The organism is Pseudomonas sp. Y39-6, assembly GCF_023651955.1.
GTDB classification, from domain to species: Bacteria; Pseudomonadota; Gammaproteobacteria; order Pseudomonadales; family Pseudomonadaceae; genus Aquipseudomonas; species Aquipseudomonas veronii.
Genome location: NZ_CP069594.1, coordinates 4,580,942 through 4,598,077 on the forward strand (window position 1 = coordinate 4,580,942; position 17,136 = coordinate 4,598,077).

Consider the following 17,136-nt stretch of genomic DNA (forward strand, 5'->3'; position numbering starts at 1 on the left):
GGCGACTGGCGATCAGTTGCTCCAGTGCAGGGAGAAGCTGTCATCCTCTTCCACCACGTTGCCGCCCAGGGTGATCACGTACATCAGCATTTCCTGGATATCCCAGTGGCTGCCGGTGATCTGCTCCACCGTGTCGCGACGAATATCCAGGCGGCCCCGGGCTTCGATGCGGATCATCGAGGGCTGGTGCTGGATCTCGGCATGGGGGTTGTCCTGGACAATGGCACTGACGATCGAGCGCGCGTAATCGGTGTCTTGCAGGTTGATGTAAACGAGGGAAGTCATACGTTGGCTCCTGTCAGGCCGATTTTTTTCAAACGCGCGGCGAACTCAGTGCATACGCTATCCAGTGCCGACTCATCGAGACCTAAAGCAGTCAAGGGTTGCAGAGCCTCGACCGAGCGCTGGCTCCAGTGATTGACCCAACCCTGCACGAGGTCCTTGTTGGCCGCGCTTTCATTGATCACCGTCTTGAGCATCGCATCGACCCAGCGCTGGCTTTCGGCAAACCACAGGCGCATGAACTCGGTCAGCATGCCGACCTGGCCCGCGCCGTTGGCCGACAGTTGCTCGTCGAGCTTGTGGAACAGCAGCGGGTACACCAGGCCGTCGCTGACCAGGTTCTGCGCCACGGTCAATTCGAACCAGTCACGCACCACCAGGGTGTCCTCGACGTAGCGGCGCATGCCCTGCCACACCAGATCACTCAGCCACTGCTGTTTGGCCTGGGCCAGCAATAGCACGTCGCCGTCATCGAGCATCAGGCCGATGCGCGACAGGTACTGGGCGATGCCCAGACGGTCTACGGCATGGAACATGTGCATCTGCGTGACGCTGGTGCCAAATCCGTCGGCGGCAATGTTGCTGTTGTTCATGTTGGCGCCCATCTCGGCGTGGCGCAGCGGCAACAACAGCTTACTGATCAGCTGGATATTGGCGCTAGACAGGCCGGCGAGCATGTCGCGCTTTTCGCAGAAGGCGTAATCGTGCTCGGCGTTTTCCTGCATCCTGGCCCGGGCCTGGACATAGGAGCCGTAGTAGTACTGGCGTGGGTCGCTGACCACGTACCAGTCGGCCATGACCACTGCGGTGCGGGTGGCATCGTTGAGCAGTTTGTCCGGCTGCCACAGCGGCCAGTAATGAAAGTTGGTCGCCGATTCCAGGTCGAAACTGGCTTCCTGGTAACGACTGGCGACCTTGTCGCCAAACCGGCGCCGGGTGTGGCTGAAGGTGTTGCGTAGGGTCTGGGCGGTGGTCGTCTTGATTTCAACGCTCATGGGCGTGCGTCCTGTCATTGTTGTTGTAGGGTCGACGTGCCAGGGTTCAGCAGCTCGGGTCTGCTTCGCCATAGCGCCACTTCTGCATGTCGGCATCGATGGCTGCGGACATTTGCGCATTCATGTGCACTACGCGGTTGTGGGTGCAGAATTGTTCGAAGGCCACTCGCGGCAGCACCAGCTCGACGTAGAGCTCGGGATCGCCAATGGCGAAGTCGAATTCGACGAAAGGCTCATCGGCGGAACTGCGCACGCGAACGTAGCGCGGCATATCGTTGAAAGCAGTGGGTGTTGGGTTCATGCATCTGCTCCTGGTTGGGGCTGATGCAGAACAGAGCAATGGCTGTGCCACAGTCCATTGTCGGGGCGGGATGTGCTTATAGGTGGTTGATTAACAACAAGTTATTTTATTTATCTGACAGGACGAATGGAGACCGCGGCGGGTGTTCAGCAGACTGCGTGGCCAGCGCTTTTCAGCATTTGATGAAGCGTTTTTCAGCATTTGCGCTATCCGACCCAGGACGCCCCCGCCAACTCGCGATGCCGGGGGAATGCCTGTTCAACTGTCTTTTTTCTCCAGGCGATAAGCTAACTGGGCACGGGTCAACCCCAGTACCCGAGCTGCTTTGGAAACGTTGCCATCCACTTTTTTCATCGCCGTTCGCAGCAGACGCGCCTCGAACTCTTCGAGGTTGAAGGCATCGCTGAGCAACGCATCGCAAATCGGATCGACATCGGCTGATTCCGGGGCAGGGGTGGACTTCAGATGTCCCTTGGTATCGATTTGATTCAGCGCCCGGCCTGGCTCTTGCACCGTCGAGAACAGCCCGTGCAGGTCTATCATCTGGTTGTTATCGGTGAGGATGACGCCCCGTTCGATCATATTTTCCAGTTCGCGGATGTTACCCGGCCAACCATGATCCATCAGAGCCAACATCGCCTTGTCGGACACTCCCGAAATTCGCTTGTTGTAAAGGGTCTGGTACTTGCCAAGGAAGTGATCCACCAACAGCGGGATATCTTCCTTGCGCTCACGCAAGGCGGGAATGTAGACCGGGTAAACGTTGAGACGGTAGTACAGGTCCGCGCGGAAATGGCCCAGTTTGACCGCCTCGGCGAGATCGGTATGGCTGGCTGCCACAAGACGGACATCGACCCTGATCGTGTTCGTCCCCCCTACCCTCTCCAATTCACCTTCCTGCAGCACCCGCAACAACGCGGCCTGCGCGCGGGGCGTCAGTTCCGCCACCTCGTCGAGGAACAGCGTTCCGCCGTTGGCCCGCTCGAACTTGCCTTCACGACTGGTGTTTGCACCGGTGTAGGCGCCTTTCTCCACGCCAAACAGTTCAGCCTCTATCAGCTCGGGGGAGATACAGGCACAGTTCAAGGCAATGAATGGCTTTGAAGCCCTGGGTGACTGCAGATGCAAGCCACGAGCAAAGATTTCCTTGCCGACCCCGGTTTCGCCCTGCAGCAACACGCTGACCGGGCCTGAGGCCGCACGCTGAAGCAATTTGCTGGCCTGGCGAAAACTTGCAGAGCGGCCCACTGAATTGGCAATCAGGGCGTCATGTTCCGCATTATCACGGACGTTATCCTGCAAATGGCTCAATTGGCTTTGCAGCGCCAATAATTCATCGGCCATCGAGTCGGGTTGCAGAAGTCGTTCGATCTCTTCGCGGTCCTCCCATTCGCGGGCAGGTTTTCCAACTATCCGACAGTGACTGGCCCCGCATCCCAGGCATTCCACCTCCTTGTAGAAGATGCTTTGCCTCATGTAATAGGTGGTAAAGCCGCTGGAGTACCCGGTGAGCAGCCAGCACACCGGATCGTTGACGGGTCCATGTTCCTTTAAGTGCAACTCCGCTTCGTAGGCGTCCTGCCATTGGAACTCGGCGTAGAAACTTCCTTCGGCTACATCGAACTCCAGCTTCAATGGTTTGACATTGACCATGCCCTTGATCAACGCCAATTGCGGCCCTGCGAAAAAAGCATCCGACGTTGAGAGGTCGGGTCGCAACGTCCGGGCGAGATTGGCGTCGCGCCATCCGGAATGGTAGCCCAGGCGCATCATCAAACCTCGGGCGCGGGGTATGCCCAGGGTGTTGATCAATTCCTTGCGCAAGTTGGCGAACAGGCTGCTATGGACTAGGAGCATCCGCTGCTCCTGCATCCAGATTTTACCCTGGTCGGTATCGAAGCTGATTTGCGAAACCAGATCGCGACTGGTTGGAAACTTTGGATCGAGGGCAGTAGGCATCGAGAACCTGCATGTCAGGAGAGTTGATCATCGGCGCATCGGGCTGGATTTGCTGATTTGCTGATTTGCTGAACTGCATGTCGCAAATCATGAAATCTTGCTTCGATGGCTTCGCCCAAGGCGCTGATCAAAACTCGTTCGGTTATTTTTTTTGTTTTTTTTCAATTACTTAGTAATTATTGGAGACTTGAGATCACGTATGGCACATACGTTGCTTTGTGCACCTCAACAACAATAATAACCGTAGAGGTGACATATGGCGCTCGATACTGCAAGCCAATCATTGCTTGGGCAACTGGCTGATCAAGGGATCGCTCCGTTTCATCAAATGGATATTTCACAGGCGCGAGGTTTCATGTCTGGCTTGCGCACAGCGATCGGGCCCGGTCCGGATCTGTACCATGTCGGCGAGACGACCATCGGGTCGGCTGGACATGACATTCGCCTGCGGATGCTGAGCCCTACAGCCGTTCCCACTGGCATCATCGTCTACTGTCATGGCGGTGGCTGGTGTCTAATGGGCATTGAGGATTACGACAGTCTAGGTCGTTTTCTGGCCGAGGAAACCGGGTGCTCGGTAATACTGGTCGATTATCGACTAGCCCCTGAACACCCCTACCCGGCCGCGATTGAAGACGTCTGGGCAGCTCTTGTCTGGGCTGACGAAAATCGATTCGCCTTGGGCGGTTCCATCCACTGCCCACTGCTTGTCATGGGTGACAGTGCCGGAGGCAACCTGGCCGCTGTCGTCGCGCAAAAAGCTGGACTTGCAGGGCAGCCACAACTTGCACAACAGGTGCTGGTCTACCCGGTCGTGCAGCCTGACACCAACGGCGAGAGCTACCTGAACCCACTGAATCAAGGGCTCTTGGGCAAGCAGTCCATGGAATGGTTCTGGGATCACTACCTGACGGACGTGCAAGCCCGTCATTCCCCTCAAGCTTCACCTCTGCTCGCGACCGACCTGAGCGGGCTGCCTCCTACCTTATTGATCACGGCCGAACATGACGTGTTGTGCAATGAAGGACATGCGTACGCGTTAAAGCTGACGGCCGCCGGCATCCCGGTCCAATGGCGTCAGTTCACCGGGCAGATGCATGGGTTCTTCACACTTTTGAATGTGCTGCCAGAAAGTGTTTGCGCTCGCCGATATATCACCGACGGCATAAAGGCACGCCTGCGAATGCTCAAATCAACAACGACATGACCATCACGCTGACCGCTGCCTGATACCCCACCCAGAATCCACCGAGAATAAGGAAAACAAAAAATGACTCGATTCATTGCATTCTGCCGCGTTTTTTTTGCCCTGCTGGTGTTAGGCCAGACCAGTTTCAGTGTTGCCTCTGAAAATGGTGGAACTAACTGGCCCCTGGGAGTGAACACGGTAATTCCCGCGATACTTCCACCTCAAGGAGCCACTGAACTCTACAGTTACACGGCTTATTATTCCGCCGATAGCTTTCGTGGCAACAACGGAAAGTCATCGTTACCCGACTTCAAACTGGATGTATTTGTCCAGGCACTGCGGATGGTGCATACCTGGGACGTGAAAACCGAATCGGGGGTGGGACTCAGCTCAGGAGCGATCCTTTCGGGAGGCCGCAATTCTTTGGAAGTAGCAGGTTTCAAGGATCATAAAAGCGGACTTAATCAGCTGTACTTCACCCCCCTTTATCTGACGTGGTCGCCAACGCCTGAGCTCCATCTGCTGACGGGGTTCAGCGCGTTCATTCCTCTGGGAAATTACGATAGAAAAGACCTGATCAATACCACCAGCAACTATGCGTCCTATGTCCAGGAGTTCGGCTTAACCTGGTTGCCCACTCCGGCCTGGGAATTCTCGGTTTCCCCCACCGTTTCTTTCAATCAGAAAAACGATGATACCAACTATAAGTCAGGCAATATTTTGGATGTCGACTTCAATGCCGGCTATCGCCTGCCAATGAATCCGAAATGGCAAGTGGGCCTGGCCGGTCACTACACCAAGCAGTTCACCGATGATCAGTTCGATGGCCATGACGTCCCTGGCGGCAACCGTCTGAGCAAATTCGCCATAGGCCCCCAGGCTGTTTACTACTTCAATCCGGCGACAGCCATCGTATTCAAATGGCTGGCAGAAACGTCCGTCAAGAATGGTCCGAAGGGCAATTCGCTGTGGTTCGAGTTTGCCGTGCCGCTGTAGATTGCTGCTCCTCTTTAAGGCGCCTTTGGCGCCTTTTTTTTATCGCCACTTTTCTGCGGCTTTCATGAAATGGTTAAAACAGCGTTTGCTCATTCCATCATTTCAGAAACCCTTTGCTAAATCAGTACCTCTCCACTTTCAAAAAACAACTTAACCTATTGATATTTATCAATTTATTCAACTTGGCACATGGCTTGCTCTAATGATATCAGCAGGTGAAGAACCCACTCACCGCTGCCTCGGTAAACCGCAAAACGATAGGTCGCCGTGGTTGAGCAAGCAGACATAACCCCACAACAATAAAAGGTGAGTCCCATGTCCATAAGCAACCCAACCAACCACATTTCCCACTCTCGAACAGAAATCGATGCTGTCGTCGTAGGCGCAGGCTTTGCCGGTCTCTATATGCTCCATCTGCTTCGCGACAAACTGGGACTCGATACCCAGGTTTATGAAGCAGCTGATGGCGTAGGTGGAACCTGGTACTGGAACCGCTACCCCGGGGCTCGATGCGACATCCCAAGTCACCACTATTCGTATTCGTTCTCGGAAGAACTTCAGCAGGAATGGACCTGGTCCGAGAAGTACGCTGCCCAACCGGAAATCCTCAGCTATCTCAATCACGTGGCCCAGCGTTTCGACCTGCTCAAGGACATAACCTTTCAGTCCCGGGTCGTCTCTGCGCATTATGACGAGGCTTCACAGCGTTGGCTGGTCGACACCGACACCGGCGAACACGTGAGTGCGAAGTATTTCATCCCGGCCGTCGGCACCCTGTCGTCGGCGAACATTCCGAAGTTCAAGGGACACGGCAGCTTCAAAGGTGATGTCTATTTCACTGGCCAATGGCCCAAGGACGGCGTTGACTTCACCGGCAAGCGCGTCGGCATCATCGGCACGGGTGCCACCGCGATGCAGGCGATTCCCCTGATTGCCGAACAGGCCGCGCATCTCACGGTATTCCAGCGCACGCCCAACTATGCCGCTCCGCTAGTTAACGCTCCGATGGACACCGATACCGACCGGCAGGCCAAAGACAATTATCGTGGGCTTCGTCAGCAGGCCTGGGAAACGTTCGCGGGGGTTCCATTCAATAACCTGAAACCCTCGGCCCTAGAGGAGACGTCTGAACAACGCCAGGCGCATTATCAATCCTGCTGGGACGATGGCGGCTTCAGTTTGTGGATTGGCAGCTATCAAGACATTTTGTTCGACAAGCAAGCGAACGAGACGGCCGCCCAGTTCGTCAGGGAGAAAATTCGCCAGCGTGTCACCGATCCAGCAATCGCCGACCTGCTATGCCCGCCCGCTGGACAGACCTACGGCACCAAGCGCCAGCCTTGTGAAACCAACTACTACGAAACCTATAACCGCGATAACGTGACACTCGTCGACATCAAGGCTGCCCCTATCGACGCAATCACAGCGTCCGGAATCACCACCACCAACGAACAGTACGATTTCGATTGCCTTGTGTACGCCACCGGATTCGATGCCTTTACCGGCGCCCTGTTCAAGATGGACATCCGCGGCCGAAACGGTCAGACCTTGCAGGATTGCTGGTCTGCCGGCCCACGTACGTTGGTTGGCCTCTCGGCACATGGTTTCCCGAACATGTTCACCATCACCGGACCGCAAAGCCCTTCGGTGCTGTTTAATATGCCGCTTGGAATCGAGATGCATTGCGAATGGATTGCCGAGTGTATCGACTACATGACCTTGAACGGTTTCGGCAGTATTGAAGCCAATCTTCAGGACGAAAATGAATGGATTGCCCACGTCAAAGAGGTCGCCGACGCGACGCTTTTGCCACACGCGACCTCATGGTATTCAGGGGCAAACATCCCCGGCAAATCGCAGGTGTTCATGGTTTATCTAGGTGGTGGCAAACATTACAAACAGGTCATTACCGATATTGCCAACTCGGGTTACAAAGGCTTTACCCTCGAGCGATCTGTAAACGCCGGTTTAGCGACAGCACGTCAGGCGGACATGGCTGTTTGAAGAACGTCTGAACGAGCGAAAAAAGGCGGGAGAGTCGAATGACTCTCCCGCCTTGCGCATGCATTGGATGTTTCGTTTATCTGAATCCGTCGGACTCAGGATCTCGCCGGTAAGCTCGACCGCGCCGTGTTCGCTGCTTATGGCTGCGGTGATTTGGCCGACGAGCTGGTCGGACTGCCCGGAGCAACCACATCGTTCCTGGACAAACCCGAGGCACAGGCCGAAGCCGAAGAAGAGCTGCTGTTGTGAGTTCACGCTGCTTTCAGTAGGGACTCAACAAATCACGTACATACGAAACCGCCGCTCAAATGAGTGGCGGTTTTTACGTATGCTGCAAGCCATCTCCGGTGATCGCTTGGCCTGCCTACTACTGGAGCTGCGTCTGCGCGGTAAGTCCACCCGCCAAAGCCATGGCACGTCGATCTTCTACGTGGACATCATGGTATGCAGTTGGCTGAGTCTAGAAGACGCCGTACTGATAAAACTTGTGGGTGGCTTTTGTCTACAGCCCATCGGAGAAGCAGCCCGCAGGTCGGTGATATCCATTTCACTGGATTGGCTCCCAGTTATGTATTTGACCCAACCACCGTTCCGGCTTTTTCTTTTTGGTTTGTTCGTACAGCTCATATCACCTGGCCAAGACCTGATGGTTCAGTCCTTGATGCCGCCCAGCCGGTGTAACGAACCTGACGGCTCGTTCGTGTTTTGATAACGCCTTATTTGACCATTCATAAAATGTCCCGTATACGTTACTTTTATACTTTAAAGTACCGTATACGGGACATGGACATATCTACCCTCTCGCAACGACTGAGTCGACAGATACGTGAGAAACGCCTCAATCGTGGCCTTACCCAAGCTGCGCTTGCCGAGCTTGCGGGCTTGCCCCGGCAGAAGGTCATCGCTATCGAAAAGGGCAGCCTGTCGGTTGCAATGAATGCCTATGCGCGGGTGCTGATTGCGCTGGACTGCGAACTGACTGTTGTCCCTGCCGCCATGCCAACGCTCGATGAGATCAAGGGCCTGTTTGAATGAAGACCACCGCCTTACAGGTCAGCACCCCACAAGGGTCGAGCGGCAGCGTGCTGAGCGGCGCTGAGGACTACATTTTCCGTTATCACAACGAAGCCCCTCCTCAAGCAGCTATCAGCCTGCTAATGCCCGTTCGCCCTGATGAATTCAGGCGGCGCGAGCTACATCCGATCTTTCAAATGAACCTGCCCGAAGGCTACGTTCTCGAGCAGTTGCGCAACCGACTGGCGAAGACAGTCAACGTCGATCCTTTTCTGTTGCTGGCACTATCGGGAAGCAGCGCACCTATTGGTCGAGTTTTCGTGCATTCTGAAGCGGTAGACAAGCTGCTTCAAGGCCGACAAACACCGAGCGGCGAGAAGCTGGAGGAAATCCTGCATTGGGACGGCACCGAGGATATTTTTGCCGACCTGGTCGATCGCTACATCCTGCGAGCCGGTATCTCTGGCGTGCAGCCAAAGGTACTGGTCCCTGAGCAAACCGAGGCGCAAACACGCAAGGTCACGTCCAGCACACCGGACTTGATCATCAAGAGCGGTCGTGAAGAGTTCCCTGGACTCGCGATCAACGAATTCCTGTGCATGAGCATGGCCAAGGAGGCCGGCATACCCGTGCCGGAATTTTACCTGTCGGACAACATGAAGCTGTTCGTCATGCGCCGTTTTGACAGGGACAGCCAACTCAACGCCCTGGGCTTCGAAGACATGACCGCTTTGATGGGGCTTTCGGCCCCGCAGAAATACAGCAAGAGCTACGCGGCCATCGCCAAAGCCATTCGGCTGTACTGCCCTCCCGAGCACGTGCGAAGCTCCCTTCAGCAACTGTTCGACAGCGTCGCCCTGAGCTGCATCATCGGCAATGGCGACGCCCACCTTAAGAACTTTGGCCTGCTGTATTCAGAACCAACCAAGCGCGATGCACAACTCGCCCCCGCCTACGACATCGTTAACACCACAGCCTACATTCCCGAAGACTCGCTGGCCCTGGACCTTGCGGGCAACAAGTCGCTATTTGCCGCCCGCCTGGGCCTTCTGGAGTTCGCTCACAGTTGCGACATCGAACAACCCAAGGAGCGCATCCGCAGGCTGCTGGAAGCCGTGGAACGGGTGCTCGCTCGCCACAGAGAGCACTGCGAGCAAGCCCCGCACGTTGTCCAGGCGATTCGCTGCAGCGCAGAACCCTACCTGCACGCATTCGGGTAATATCGATGAGCCGAACAGGTTCATAATTTGGCCCATCCGTTCAGTACCGAACAAAAGGAAACAGAGAAATGGACTTCACCCCCGTTGGGTCAGTTTTCAATCAGCGCCAACAGCTAGTGAAGACTTTAGTGTTTTCGGGCGAGAGTGGAAGGTTCCCTATATGTTCTGGTTCGTGGGGAGCACCGAAAAATCGATATGGCAGCAGGCCGTATCAAGCGCAAATATCAACCAGATCCCCTCTAACCATTCATCAAGGTTTGACCCACAAATTCACCCGACCCTGCAGACCGGATTGGAAGCGATGCTGGTTGGCGCCCTGGCCTGGCTGAATGCGCCCTCTTGAGCAGAATGGGATTATGCAGCCTGAGCATCTTTGCTATTGAGATACCGTCAGAATCGGCGCGGCGGCCTTATGCCCCAATTCTGGGGAATGAGCTTCTGGCTGAGTCAGGCTTTCGCTGTCGAGTTCTTGCGGCGTTACCGGGGCTACTCGGTCAGCCAGTATCAAAGCCAGAACCAGAACGACAAAACCCAATATCACGGGGAATGATCCGCGCCAGAACACGATGCGTTGGCGGCGCTGATGTGCGTTCATTTGTGCCACCCTCTCTCAGTTCCGGCTAGATTATTTTGTTCAGCATGGCTGAGCCGCTTCAATGTAGCGTCTGCTGCCGGTGATCGCTAGCCCGTGAAAAGTTGTCGGCTGACCGACTCCGCAAAATGTGAAGTTGGTGCTAGCGCCACACTGTTTCGGGGGAGTGGTCGGCTCTTGACTCCGCTCATTCATGGGTTCTGTTTTCACAACGACGTCATTCCCTTTTTTAGCCTGTAGCGTCTCTACGGTGATCTCCTAACGGTGAGGGTGAGAGATTGACTGATGCCATCTCACGTCGGTGACACCCAGTCGCTCTGCAAACTCAACAATGGTCGAGTAGCTAGATGACTTGGCCGGACGGATACTTGACCACTACAGATCTCATAGATTGACCGCCTCCCAAGGGTGGGAAGAACGTCTTTTGCAAAGATGCGCTGGATCTGTGAGAGCCTGCTCTGCCGTCCTTCCTTGAGGACAAGCCTACGATGCTCGACCCACTTATCGAACACTGCCTTGAACGTGCTCTCGTCCGCGAGGCGGACGGACTGCCGCTTCTGCTTACGGTGTACTCGGGGGTTGATGCCCTTGGCCAAAAGAGCTCGGGCTTCGTCGCGCAAGGTACGCGCCTCCCGGAGGCTGACCTCGGGGTAAGTGCCCAGCGACATGCGTTTCTGCTTTCCAGCCCAGTAGTAGCGGCAGTGCCACTACTTGTCGCCTTCAGGTGCGACCGCCAGGGATAGCCCATCAAGGTCGCCGAGGGTGTGGGACTTTCCGGTTGCTTTGCTTGCCGGACAGCCAGATCTGAGAGTGCCATGCTCTAGCTCCTGAACTCTTGGTCAGGACCAGATACTGGTCGCGTAGGCCTCGCTCATCCAGCAACAATCCGGAAACCGTGACACCCGTATTGATGAACTTAAAAGTCGTGGCTGTCGGTGGTTTCCAGTGAAATTCGCTGGAACGAAAAAGGACCAGAATGTCCTGATTTCAACGACTTACAGACTTCACTGGACGTCTGTAGATCATGATTTTGAGCGGGACACGGGTCCGGTAGAGGAGCATTTGCATCTGCGGTATCGCAATTGCCCCCCCCTCAGACGCTCCTCACATCACGGGCAGCTGAAGCAGAACCTTCAGCCTGCCGAACAGATCAATAGCTGCACCTAAATCTCTTACCATACAGACCAGACGTATAATTACTCCGCCAAATGGGCCCTGAGTCCTGCCCTCGTTAGGCCAGGTAACCGTGAGCGAAATGCAGTTCGATCCATTCAAAGCCTGCGTCACGGGCACGGCGGGCGGCATCGACAAAGTTCTGGCGAACACGGGCGATGTCTTCCAGGGTCATGGCGCGCGGCACATTCGGCAGATGAGCGCCGAAAGCGATGGCCGATGGCGCGATGGTTTGCCAAGCCCGGGCATCGGAAGCGGGGATATGGTCGTCGCCTTCCCACGGGCGATTGGCACTGGCCTTACGGCCGGCATGGGCGATTTGGATGCCTGGCACCGAGCCTGCGGCCTTAATGGCTTGCACCATAGGGACGAAGGCTTGCGCATGCTCATCGCTCCAGATCCCCGCGCATCCAGGTGTGATGCGCCCCTCAGGGGCGACAGCAGTGGCCTCGACAATCAGCAAACCGGCCCCCCTGCGGGCCAGGCTGGCGAGGTGGACGTGATGCCACGTCGTTGACGATGCCGTCGTTAGCCATGTATTGGCACATCGGAGGGATGGCGATCCGGTTGCGCAACGTAACGTCTTTCAGTTTGAAGGGTTCGAACAATGCAGACATGGGAAAGCTCCAGGAAACGAGATGCAATTGCATTCTATTGTTCGACGTTAATCGAACTATGGTAATGAACGATAGCCCTGTTATTATTCGAGTCATGCGAGCCTTCAAACACCCCGACATCGAAGACCTGATTCTCGAACGCGTGCTGTACGCTTTGAGCGACGTTGTTCGCTTGGAAATCGTTCGGCCTGGCAGGGGTGCCGAGGCCAGTTGCGAAGAGCTTGACAGGGAGCGTCCGAAATCTAGCATGTCTTATCACTTCCGAGTTTTACGGGATGCAGGGCTTGTACACACCCGTAACGTGGGCACTACGCATATGAACTCGTTGCGTTCCGACATACTTGACAGTCGGTTTCCCCGGGTTACTTGAGAGCATTCTTTCTCAGCAGTAATCCAGACCTCCGGCAAATGCCCAAGCCACCGGAAGTAACTCGACGATTGCATCCCCGTCTGTCGCGGGCGGCGATGAAACTTATTCCTTGCCCATTAAATTAATGGCCGGTCCTCGGTACACCCTCTCAGCCACGCTTTAAATTTCTTGATCGCCGAATGGATGCACCCATGCAAACAGACCTATTTCTGGCTCGACCCGAGGATCTCAATCTACTTCCTTCTGATGGTGTCGTGAACGATTTCGGCATTGTCCTGAGCATGATAGAAGCTGATGTTATTTTCTCATGCCTGAAATCAGATATTGCCTGGCAGGCCGATACTGCGATCATCAATGGCAACGTCATCGAAACCAGGCGCCAAGTGGCGTGGTATGCAGACACCCCATCGCGCTACATCCATTCCGGCGTTCTGAGACAATCGTTGCCATGGGATGTCGAAATCCTCGACTCGCTCAGAGCCCGGGTTGAGCACTTGACCGCAACGACTTTCAACTCGTGCTTACTCAATCGTTATGAGGATGGCACCCAAGGCATGGGATGGCACAGCGACAGTGAGGCTATGGGTGAGCACGCTGTGATCGCGTCACTGAGCCTGGGGGGAACTCGAAAGTTTGCCTTCAAACACAAGGGCTCTGGTGAACGCCGGGAAATGGCTCTGCACCATGGACAACTGATCGTGATGCGAGGGGACACACAACAATATTGGTTCCATGCACTGATGAAAACCAACGCTGCGGTCACCCCGCGTATCAGCCTGACGTTCAGACGGTTCCCGTAGACAGCAATGCCTGCAAGTTTTCAACTCATCGTCGCGCCCCACCGGCAAGCAGCCCCTCCGACCATCAGCTAGCTACGTTGCCACTGGAAAAACGCCATTGTATAAACACTGTCAGTTTCTATAGAATTCGCAAAGCACTGAACATCCGATTTCGAGCATCGCCAAGCCCATGCCCCAAAAGACCACCAAGTCCACGCCTGCCAAACCACGTAGCCGATCCTCGATTGGCGCAGTGCGCAGCCCGCAAAGCACCGAGGCCATCCTGGAAGCAGCCGCCGCTATTCTTGAAGAGCAAGGGTATCGGGCGTTCACCATGGACGCACTTGTCGAGCGCGCCGGGTCAAGCAAGCCGACCATCTATCGGTGGTGGCGCAGCAAAGGCGCTTTGTTGAGGGATGTTTACGAGCGCACAGCGTTGACTTTCGTCACCTCCCCCGACACCGGGAATCTGGAACAGGATTTGATTGAACATTTGCGCTCGCTTTGGAGTTGGTGGCGGTCTTCAAGCGCCGGCGAAACCCTTCGCAGTGTCTTCATTGAAATTCAGTTGGATTCAAAGGCCATTGCGGAATTCCGAGAGGAATTTTTACCGCGTCGCGAACGTACTTTGCGCAAGATATTCGCCAGAGCTGTGAGCGCTGGGGAGATTGTCGACGGCCCTGCAGTCGAAGTTGCCGTCTCGATGCTCACAGGTATGTCCTGGCTGCATCTGGTCACCGCGAACCTGGATAATCTTGACGACATCGACAATTCGGTCGCTGTGATCGTCAAAGGCTTGAGAGTTCGATAGTCGATTGGGTACCTGAATCTTTTTTTTGCCCCTAACGACACTGATAGTTTTTATTAGCTTCACCGCACTCATAACCCGTCATCTTTTCATTGCTGCCCGTCAGTCTTTACGCCAGAGAATACCGTTCATGAACAGTCGAAAAAATGAGGGGTTTACGGACGTGCGATCCAGACGCCCCTTTGCCGCCCAAGCGTCAGCCGCTGTCCTGCTGATCCTGCTTGCCGGTTGCTCTTTCAGCGACTTGAAGCCCCAGTCCAGAATGCTCTCACCCGGGGATGCCGGTGAAACCCTGGCCAATAGCGGCATCACGTTATCGCCTGCCGCTTGGCCAACCGAAACCTGGTGGACCAGCTTCAACGATGCGCAGCTCAACACATTGGTCGAAGAGGCGCTCGCGGATAGTCCGACACTGCGCTCCGCCGCCGCTCGTGTGCACCAGGCTGGCGCCCTGGAGGCCATCGAAAGTGCCTCGCTGTTGCCTCGAATTGACGCGACGGCAAGTACCACCCGCGAACGCTTCAGTGCTAACGGCACCACGCCCGCGCCCGTGAAAGGCACCTGGCAAAACGTCAACCAGGCGACACTGAATGTCGGGTACGAACTGGATTTCTGGGGTAAGAATCGTTCCGCCGTTGAAGCCGCCGTGGGCCGCCGACATGCGCTTGAGATCGACAGCCACGCGGCTGCGCTGATGCTATCGGCGTCCATCGTACAAACCTACATCGCCTTGCAGGACACTTATGAGCAACTTGACGTTGCTCAAGCTTTACTCGACCAGCAAGTCCACATCGAACAGCTGACGCAGCAGCGCTTTACCGCCGAATTGGGCACGCAGATCGACATAAAGCAATCCCAAGCCTCGCTGCCCGCCAGCCGGGCCAATATTGCGGGCCTCAAAGAAGTGATTGAGCTTAACCAGAACAAGCTCGCCTCTTTACTGGGCAAGGGACCTGACCGTGGACGCTCGATCGCCCGCCCCCACATGCAGGCAAGCAACACCGTCGCGCTACCCAGCCATATTCCTGCCGAGCTGGTCGGGCACCGTCCCGATGTGGTCGCTCAACGCTGGCGCGTAGAGGCATCGGGGCATGAGATTGATGTGGCCAAAGCCCGGTTTTACCCAAACGTGAACCTCACGTCCTTTATTGGCCTGCAAAGCCTCGCGTTCGACACCTTCAACGACCATAGCAGTCGAATTTTGGGCTTTTCGCCGGCGATCAGCCTGCCCATCTTCGAGGGTGGACGCTTGCGCGGCAATTTGGATGCTCAGGATGCGGCTTACGACCTCGCCGTTGAAAACTACAACCAGACCGTCATCGACGCACTACGTGACATTGCGGATCAATTGTCTTCGCTGCGTTGGTTGAAAGAGCGCCTGGTACAACAGACTGAAGCGGTCAACACAGCCCAGGCCGCGGCCGATTTGGTCAACCTGCGCTATGGCGCGGGGTTGGCAACGTACCTGCAAGTGCTGGCCACCGAGAACGCGACACTGACCCAGAAAAGTCAATTGGTCACGCTGCAGTCCCGTGCGCTTTCTCTGCAAGCCAACTTGAGCCGGGCGCTGGGCGGCGGCTATCGCCCCGAGCTCTCCACCACCGCCCCTGCACTCCCAACCGTAGCTGATAAATCATGACCACCCAAACACCCTCCCCTGTCCATCCCGCTCAACCCAAAGCATCCTATCGTCCGCAGTTGTTGCTGATCCTGGGCATTGTGCTGTTAATGGCCACCTTGGGAATCTGGTACCTGATGGGACTTGGCACTGAATCTACCGACGATGCCTATGTGGACGGCAACATCGTTCAGGTGACCTCCCAGGTCAGCGGCACCGTGACGATGATTAGTGGCGACAACACCGACCATGTCGATGCCCATGCGCCTCTGGTCACGCTCAACGCCGTTGATGCCGAGATCCAGTACCAACGCACCCAATCCAACCTGGCCCGCGCCGTGCGTCAGGCCCGCACCCAGTATTACCAGGTGCAACAACTGGAAGCTGAGGTCAGCCAACGACAGAACGACGTGCGCAAGGCCCAGGACGACGTCCGCCGGCGCAGTCAACTTGCCGCCAGCGGCGCTGTCTCCCGTGAAGAGATCAGCCATGCCGAGGAAGTCCTCAAAAACGCCCTGGCAGGCCTCGACGGCACCCAGCATGCACTGGCCGTTCGCTTGGCTATGGTCGACAATACGACGCTGCGCACCCATCCCGATGTGCTGGTGGCCGCAGCCAATTTACGCGATGCCTTTATTTCCCTGCATCGCACGCAAATCTACTCGCCGGTTACCGGCCTGATCACCAAACGCAGCGTGCAAGTTGGCCAGCGCATCAATCCGGGCGTGGCGCTGATGTCGGTGGTTCCGCTTGATCAAGTGTGGGTGAACGCTAACTTCAAGGAGTCGCAGATCCAGGATTTGCGGATCGGCCAACCCGTAGTGCTGCGTGCCGATGCCTATGGCCGCAAAGTGGTTTTTCACGGCACCATCGTGGGCCTGGATGCCGGCACCGGCAGTGCGTTTTCCTTGATGCCCGCCCAAAACGCCACGGGTAACTGGATCAAGGTGACCCAGCGCGTGCCGGTGCGAATCGCCCTGCAACCTGAGGAAATCGCCGCCAACCCGCTGCGCCTCGGACTCTCCATGCACGTGTCTGTAGATACCACCGACACCAGTGGCCAGGTACTCAATAAAAAGACGCCCGCGCAACCGGCCTACAGCACCAACGTCTTTGAAAATGAGCTCAAGGACGCCAATGACGTCGTGGAGCAAGTGATCAGCGCCAACGATGACCGTGGCCAATATGCCAAGCATCTGAAACCTTGACGGGGTAGCTC

Annotated in this window: 16 protein-coding genes and 4 pseudogenes; 13 read left to right on the forward strand and 7 right to left on the reverse strand. The window is 56.0% G+C overall.

Translation table 11 applies throughout. The features are described from left to right. Positions 1-12 precede the first annotated feature (12 nt). The 4 genes from JN756_RS20655 to JN756_RS20670 all read right to left on the reverse strand — a co-directional run bounded on the left by JN756_RS20655 (position 13) and on the right by JN756_RS20670 (position 3,537). Entirely contained in the window at positions 13-285 is a 273-nt protein-coding gene (locus JN756_RS20655; protein WP_019689403.1) for an MmoB/DmpM family protein, read from the reverse strand. Further along, positions 282-1,277, reverse strand: a complete 996-nt coding sequence (locus JN756_RS20660) for an aromatic/alkene monooxygenase hydroxylase subunit beta (RefSeq protein WP_201021243.1) — start codon at positions 1,275-1,277, stop codon at positions 282-284. The genes JN756_RS20655 and JN756_RS20660 overlap by 4 nt, the downstream gene beginning before the upstream one ends. A 46-nt stretch (positions 1,278-1,323) precedes the next feature. Beyond that, positions 1,324-1,578: a phenol hydroxylase subunit gene (locus tag JN756_RS20665; protein ID WP_201021244.1), complete on the reverse strand. Its 255-nt coding sequence runs from the start codon at positions 1,576-1,578 to the stop codon at positions 1,324-1,326. 258 nt (positions 1,579-1,836) lie between these two features. Then, a complete protein-coding gene (locus tag JN756_RS20670; RefSeq protein WP_201021245.1) occupies positions 1,837-3,537 on the reverse strand; it encodes a sigma-54-dependent Fis family transcriptional regulator in 1,701 nt (566 codons plus the stop codon). Between the two features lie 256 nt (positions 3,538-3,793). Between JN756_RS20670 and JN756_RS20675 the strand changes: the two genes are divergently transcribed. From JN756_RS20675 to JN756_RS20705, 8 genes and pseudogenes are all read left to right on the forward strand, one after another. Continuing rightward, positions 3,794-4,744 (forward strand): alpha/beta hydrolase, encoded by a 951-nt coding sequence (locus JN756_RS20675; protein WP_201021246.1) that lies wholly within the window; start codon positions 3,794-3,796, stop codon positions 4,742-4,744. A 63-nt stretch (positions 4,745-4,807) separates the two neighbouring features. Further along, a complete protein-coding gene (locus JN756_RS20680) occupies positions 4,808-5,722 on the forward strand; it encodes a SphA family protein (RefSeq protein ID WP_201021247.1) in 915 nt (304 codons plus the stop codon). 315 nt (positions 5,723-6,037) lie between these two features. Then, positions 6,038-7,726 (forward strand): flavin-containing monooxygenase, encoded by a 1,689-nt coding sequence (locus tag JN756_RS20685; protein ID WP_201021248.1) that lies wholly within the window; start codon positions 6,038-6,040, stop codon positions 7,724-7,726. A 126-nt stretch (positions 7,727-7,852) separates the two neighbouring features. Further along, entirely contained in the window at positions 7,853-7,975 is a 123-nt protein-coding gene (locus JN756_RS32125) for a hypothetical protein (RefSeq protein WP_268933207.1), read from the forward strand. A 73-nt stretch (positions 7,976-8,048) separates the two neighbouring features. Then, positions 8,049-8,204, forward strand: a pseudogene (locus tag JN756_RS20690) (recombination directionality factor); the annotation flags it as partial. Positions 8,205-8,509: 305 nt separating this feature from the next. Beyond that, positions 8,510-8,761, forward strand: coding sequence for a helix-turn-helix transcriptional regulator (locus tag JN756_RS20695; RefSeq protein ID WP_201021249.1), 252 nt, complete (start codon positions 8,510-8,512; stop codon positions 8,759-8,761). Then, complete coding sequence (locus JN756_RS20700) at positions 8,758-9,960, forward strand: type II toxin-antitoxin system HipA family toxin (protein ID WP_201021250.1); 1,203 nt, start codon at positions 8,758-8,760, stop codon at positions 9,958-9,960. Before JN756_RS20695 ends, JN756_RS20700 begins: the two co-directional genes overlap by 4 nt. A 160-nt stretch (positions 9,961-10,120) precedes the next feature. Then, a complete protein-coding gene (locus JN756_RS20705; protein ID WP_201021251.1) occupies positions 10,121-10,303 on the forward strand; it encodes a hypothetical protein in 183 nt (60 codons plus the stop codon). Between the two features lie 33 nt (positions 10,304-10,336). Here the strand turns inward: JN756_RS20705 and JN756_RS20710 are convergent, their stop codons facing one another. The 3 genes and pseudogenes from JN756_RS20710 to JN756_RS20720 all read right to left on the reverse strand — a co-directional run. Then, positions 10,337-10,555, reverse strand: coding sequence for a hypothetical protein (locus tag JN756_RS20710; protein WP_201021252.1), 219 nt, complete (start codon positions 10,553-10,555; stop codon positions 10,337-10,339). A 377-nt stretch (positions 10,556-10,932) separates the two neighbouring features. Beyond that, positions 10,933-11,369, reverse strand: a pseudogene (locus tag JN756_RS20715) (tyrosine-type recombinase/integrase); the annotation flags it as partial. A 420-nt stretch (positions 11,370-11,789) separates the two neighbouring features. After that, positions 11,790-12,342: pseudogene (locus JN756_RS20720) on the reverse strand (oxidoreductase); the annotation flags it as partial. 58 nt (positions 12,343-12,400) lie between these two features. Here JN756_RS20720 and JN756_RS20725 point away from each other — a divergent pair. The 5 genes and pseudogenes from JN756_RS20725 (at position 12,401) to JN756_RS20745 (ending at position 17,125) form a co-directional block, all read left to right on the forward strand. After that, positions 12,401-12,734, forward strand: a pseudogene (locus JN756_RS20725) (ArsR/SmtB family transcription factor). Positions 12,735-12,903: 169 nt separating this feature from the next. Beyond that, entirely contained in the window at positions 12,904-13,512 is a 609-nt protein-coding gene (locus JN756_RS20730; protein ID WP_201021253.1) for an alpha-ketoglutarate-dependent dioxygenase AlkB family protein, read from the forward strand. A gap of 169 nt (positions 13,513-13,681) precedes the next feature. After that, the gene (locus tag JN756_RS20735) at positions 13,682-14,302 is read left to right on the forward strand and encodes a TetR/AcrR family transcriptional regulator (protein WP_201021254.1); all 621 of its coding nucleotides are present in this window, start codon (positions 13,682-13,684) and stop codon (positions 14,300-14,302) included. Positions 14,303-14,429: 127 nt separating this feature from the next. Beyond that, positions 14,430-15,938 carry an efflux transporter outer membrane subunit gene (locus JN756_RS20740; RefSeq protein WP_201021255.1) on the forward strand — a complete coding sequence of 503 codons (1,509 nt, stop codon included), beginning with the start codon at positions 14,430-14,432 and terminating at the stop codon, positions 15,936-15,938. Beyond that, positions 15,935-17,125, forward strand: coding sequence for an HlyD family secretion protein (locus JN756_RS20745; RefSeq protein WP_201021256.1), 1,191 nt, complete (start codon positions 15,935-15,937; stop codon positions 17,123-17,125). The genes JN756_RS20740 and JN756_RS20745 overlap by 4 nt, the downstream gene beginning before the upstream one ends. Positions 17,126-17,136 lie beyond the last annotated feature (11 nt).

Bases quoted from the DNA above. Each gene is read 5' to 3' on its own strand.
- JN756_RS20745 (WP_201021256.1), top strand. From the start codon at position 15,935: ATGACCACCCAAACACCCTCCCCTGTCCATCCCGCTCAACCCAAAGCA.
- JN756_RS20675 (WP_201021246.1), top strand. From the start codon at position 3,794: ATGGCGCTCGATACTGCAAGCCAATCATTGCTTGGGCAACTGGCTGAT.
- JN756_RS20680 (WP_201021247.1), top strand. From the start codon at position 4,808: ATGACTCGATTCATTGCATTCTGCCGCGTTTTTTTTGCCCTGCTGGTG.
- JN756_RS20665 (WP_201021244.1), bottom strand. From the start codon at position 1,578: ATGAACCCAACACCCACTGCTTTCAACGATATGCCGCGCTACGTTCGC.
- JN756_RS20695 (WP_201021249.1), top strand. From the start codon at position 8,510: ATGGACATATCTACCCTCTCGCAACGACTGAGTCGACAGATACGTGAG.
- JN756_RS20700 (WP_201021250.1), top strand. From the start codon at position 8,758: ATGAAGACCACCGCCTTACAGGTCAGCACCCCACAAGGGTCGAGCGGC.
- JN756_RS20740 (WP_201021255.1), top strand. From the start codon at position 14,430: ATGAACAGTCGAAAAAATGAGGGGTTTACGGACGTGCGATCCAGACGC.
- JN756_RS20655 (WP_019689403.1), bottom strand. From the start codon at position 285: ATGACTTCCCTCGTTTACATCAACCTGCAAGACACCGATTACGCGCGC.
- JN756_RS20730 (WP_201021253.1), top strand. From the start codon at position 12,904: ATGCAAACAGACCTATTTCTGGCTCGACCCGAGGATCTCAATCTACTT.
- JN756_RS20685 (WP_201021248.1), top strand. From the start codon at position 6,038: ATGTCCATAAGCAACCCAACCAACCACATTTCCCACTCTCGAACAGAA.
- JN756_RS20710 (WP_201021252.1), bottom strand. From the start codon at position 10,555: ATGAACGCACATCAGCGCCGCCAACGCATCGTGTTCTGGCGCGGATCA.
- JN756_RS20705 (WP_201021251.1), top strand. From the start codon at position 10,121: ATGTTCTGGTTCGTGGGGAGCACCGAAAAATCGATATGGCAGCAGGCC.
- JN756_RS20660 (WP_201021243.1), bottom strand. From the start codon at position 1,277: ATGAGCGTTGAAATCAAGACGACCACCGCCCAGACCCTACGCAACACC.
- JN756_RS20735 (WP_201021254.1), top strand. From the start codon at position 13,682: ATGCCCCAAAAGACCACCAAGTCCACGCCTGCCAAACCACGTAGCCGA.
- JN756_RS20670 (WP_201021245.1), bottom strand. From the start codon at position 3,537: ATGCCTACTGCCCTCGATCCAAAGTTTCCAACCAGTCGCGATCTGGTT.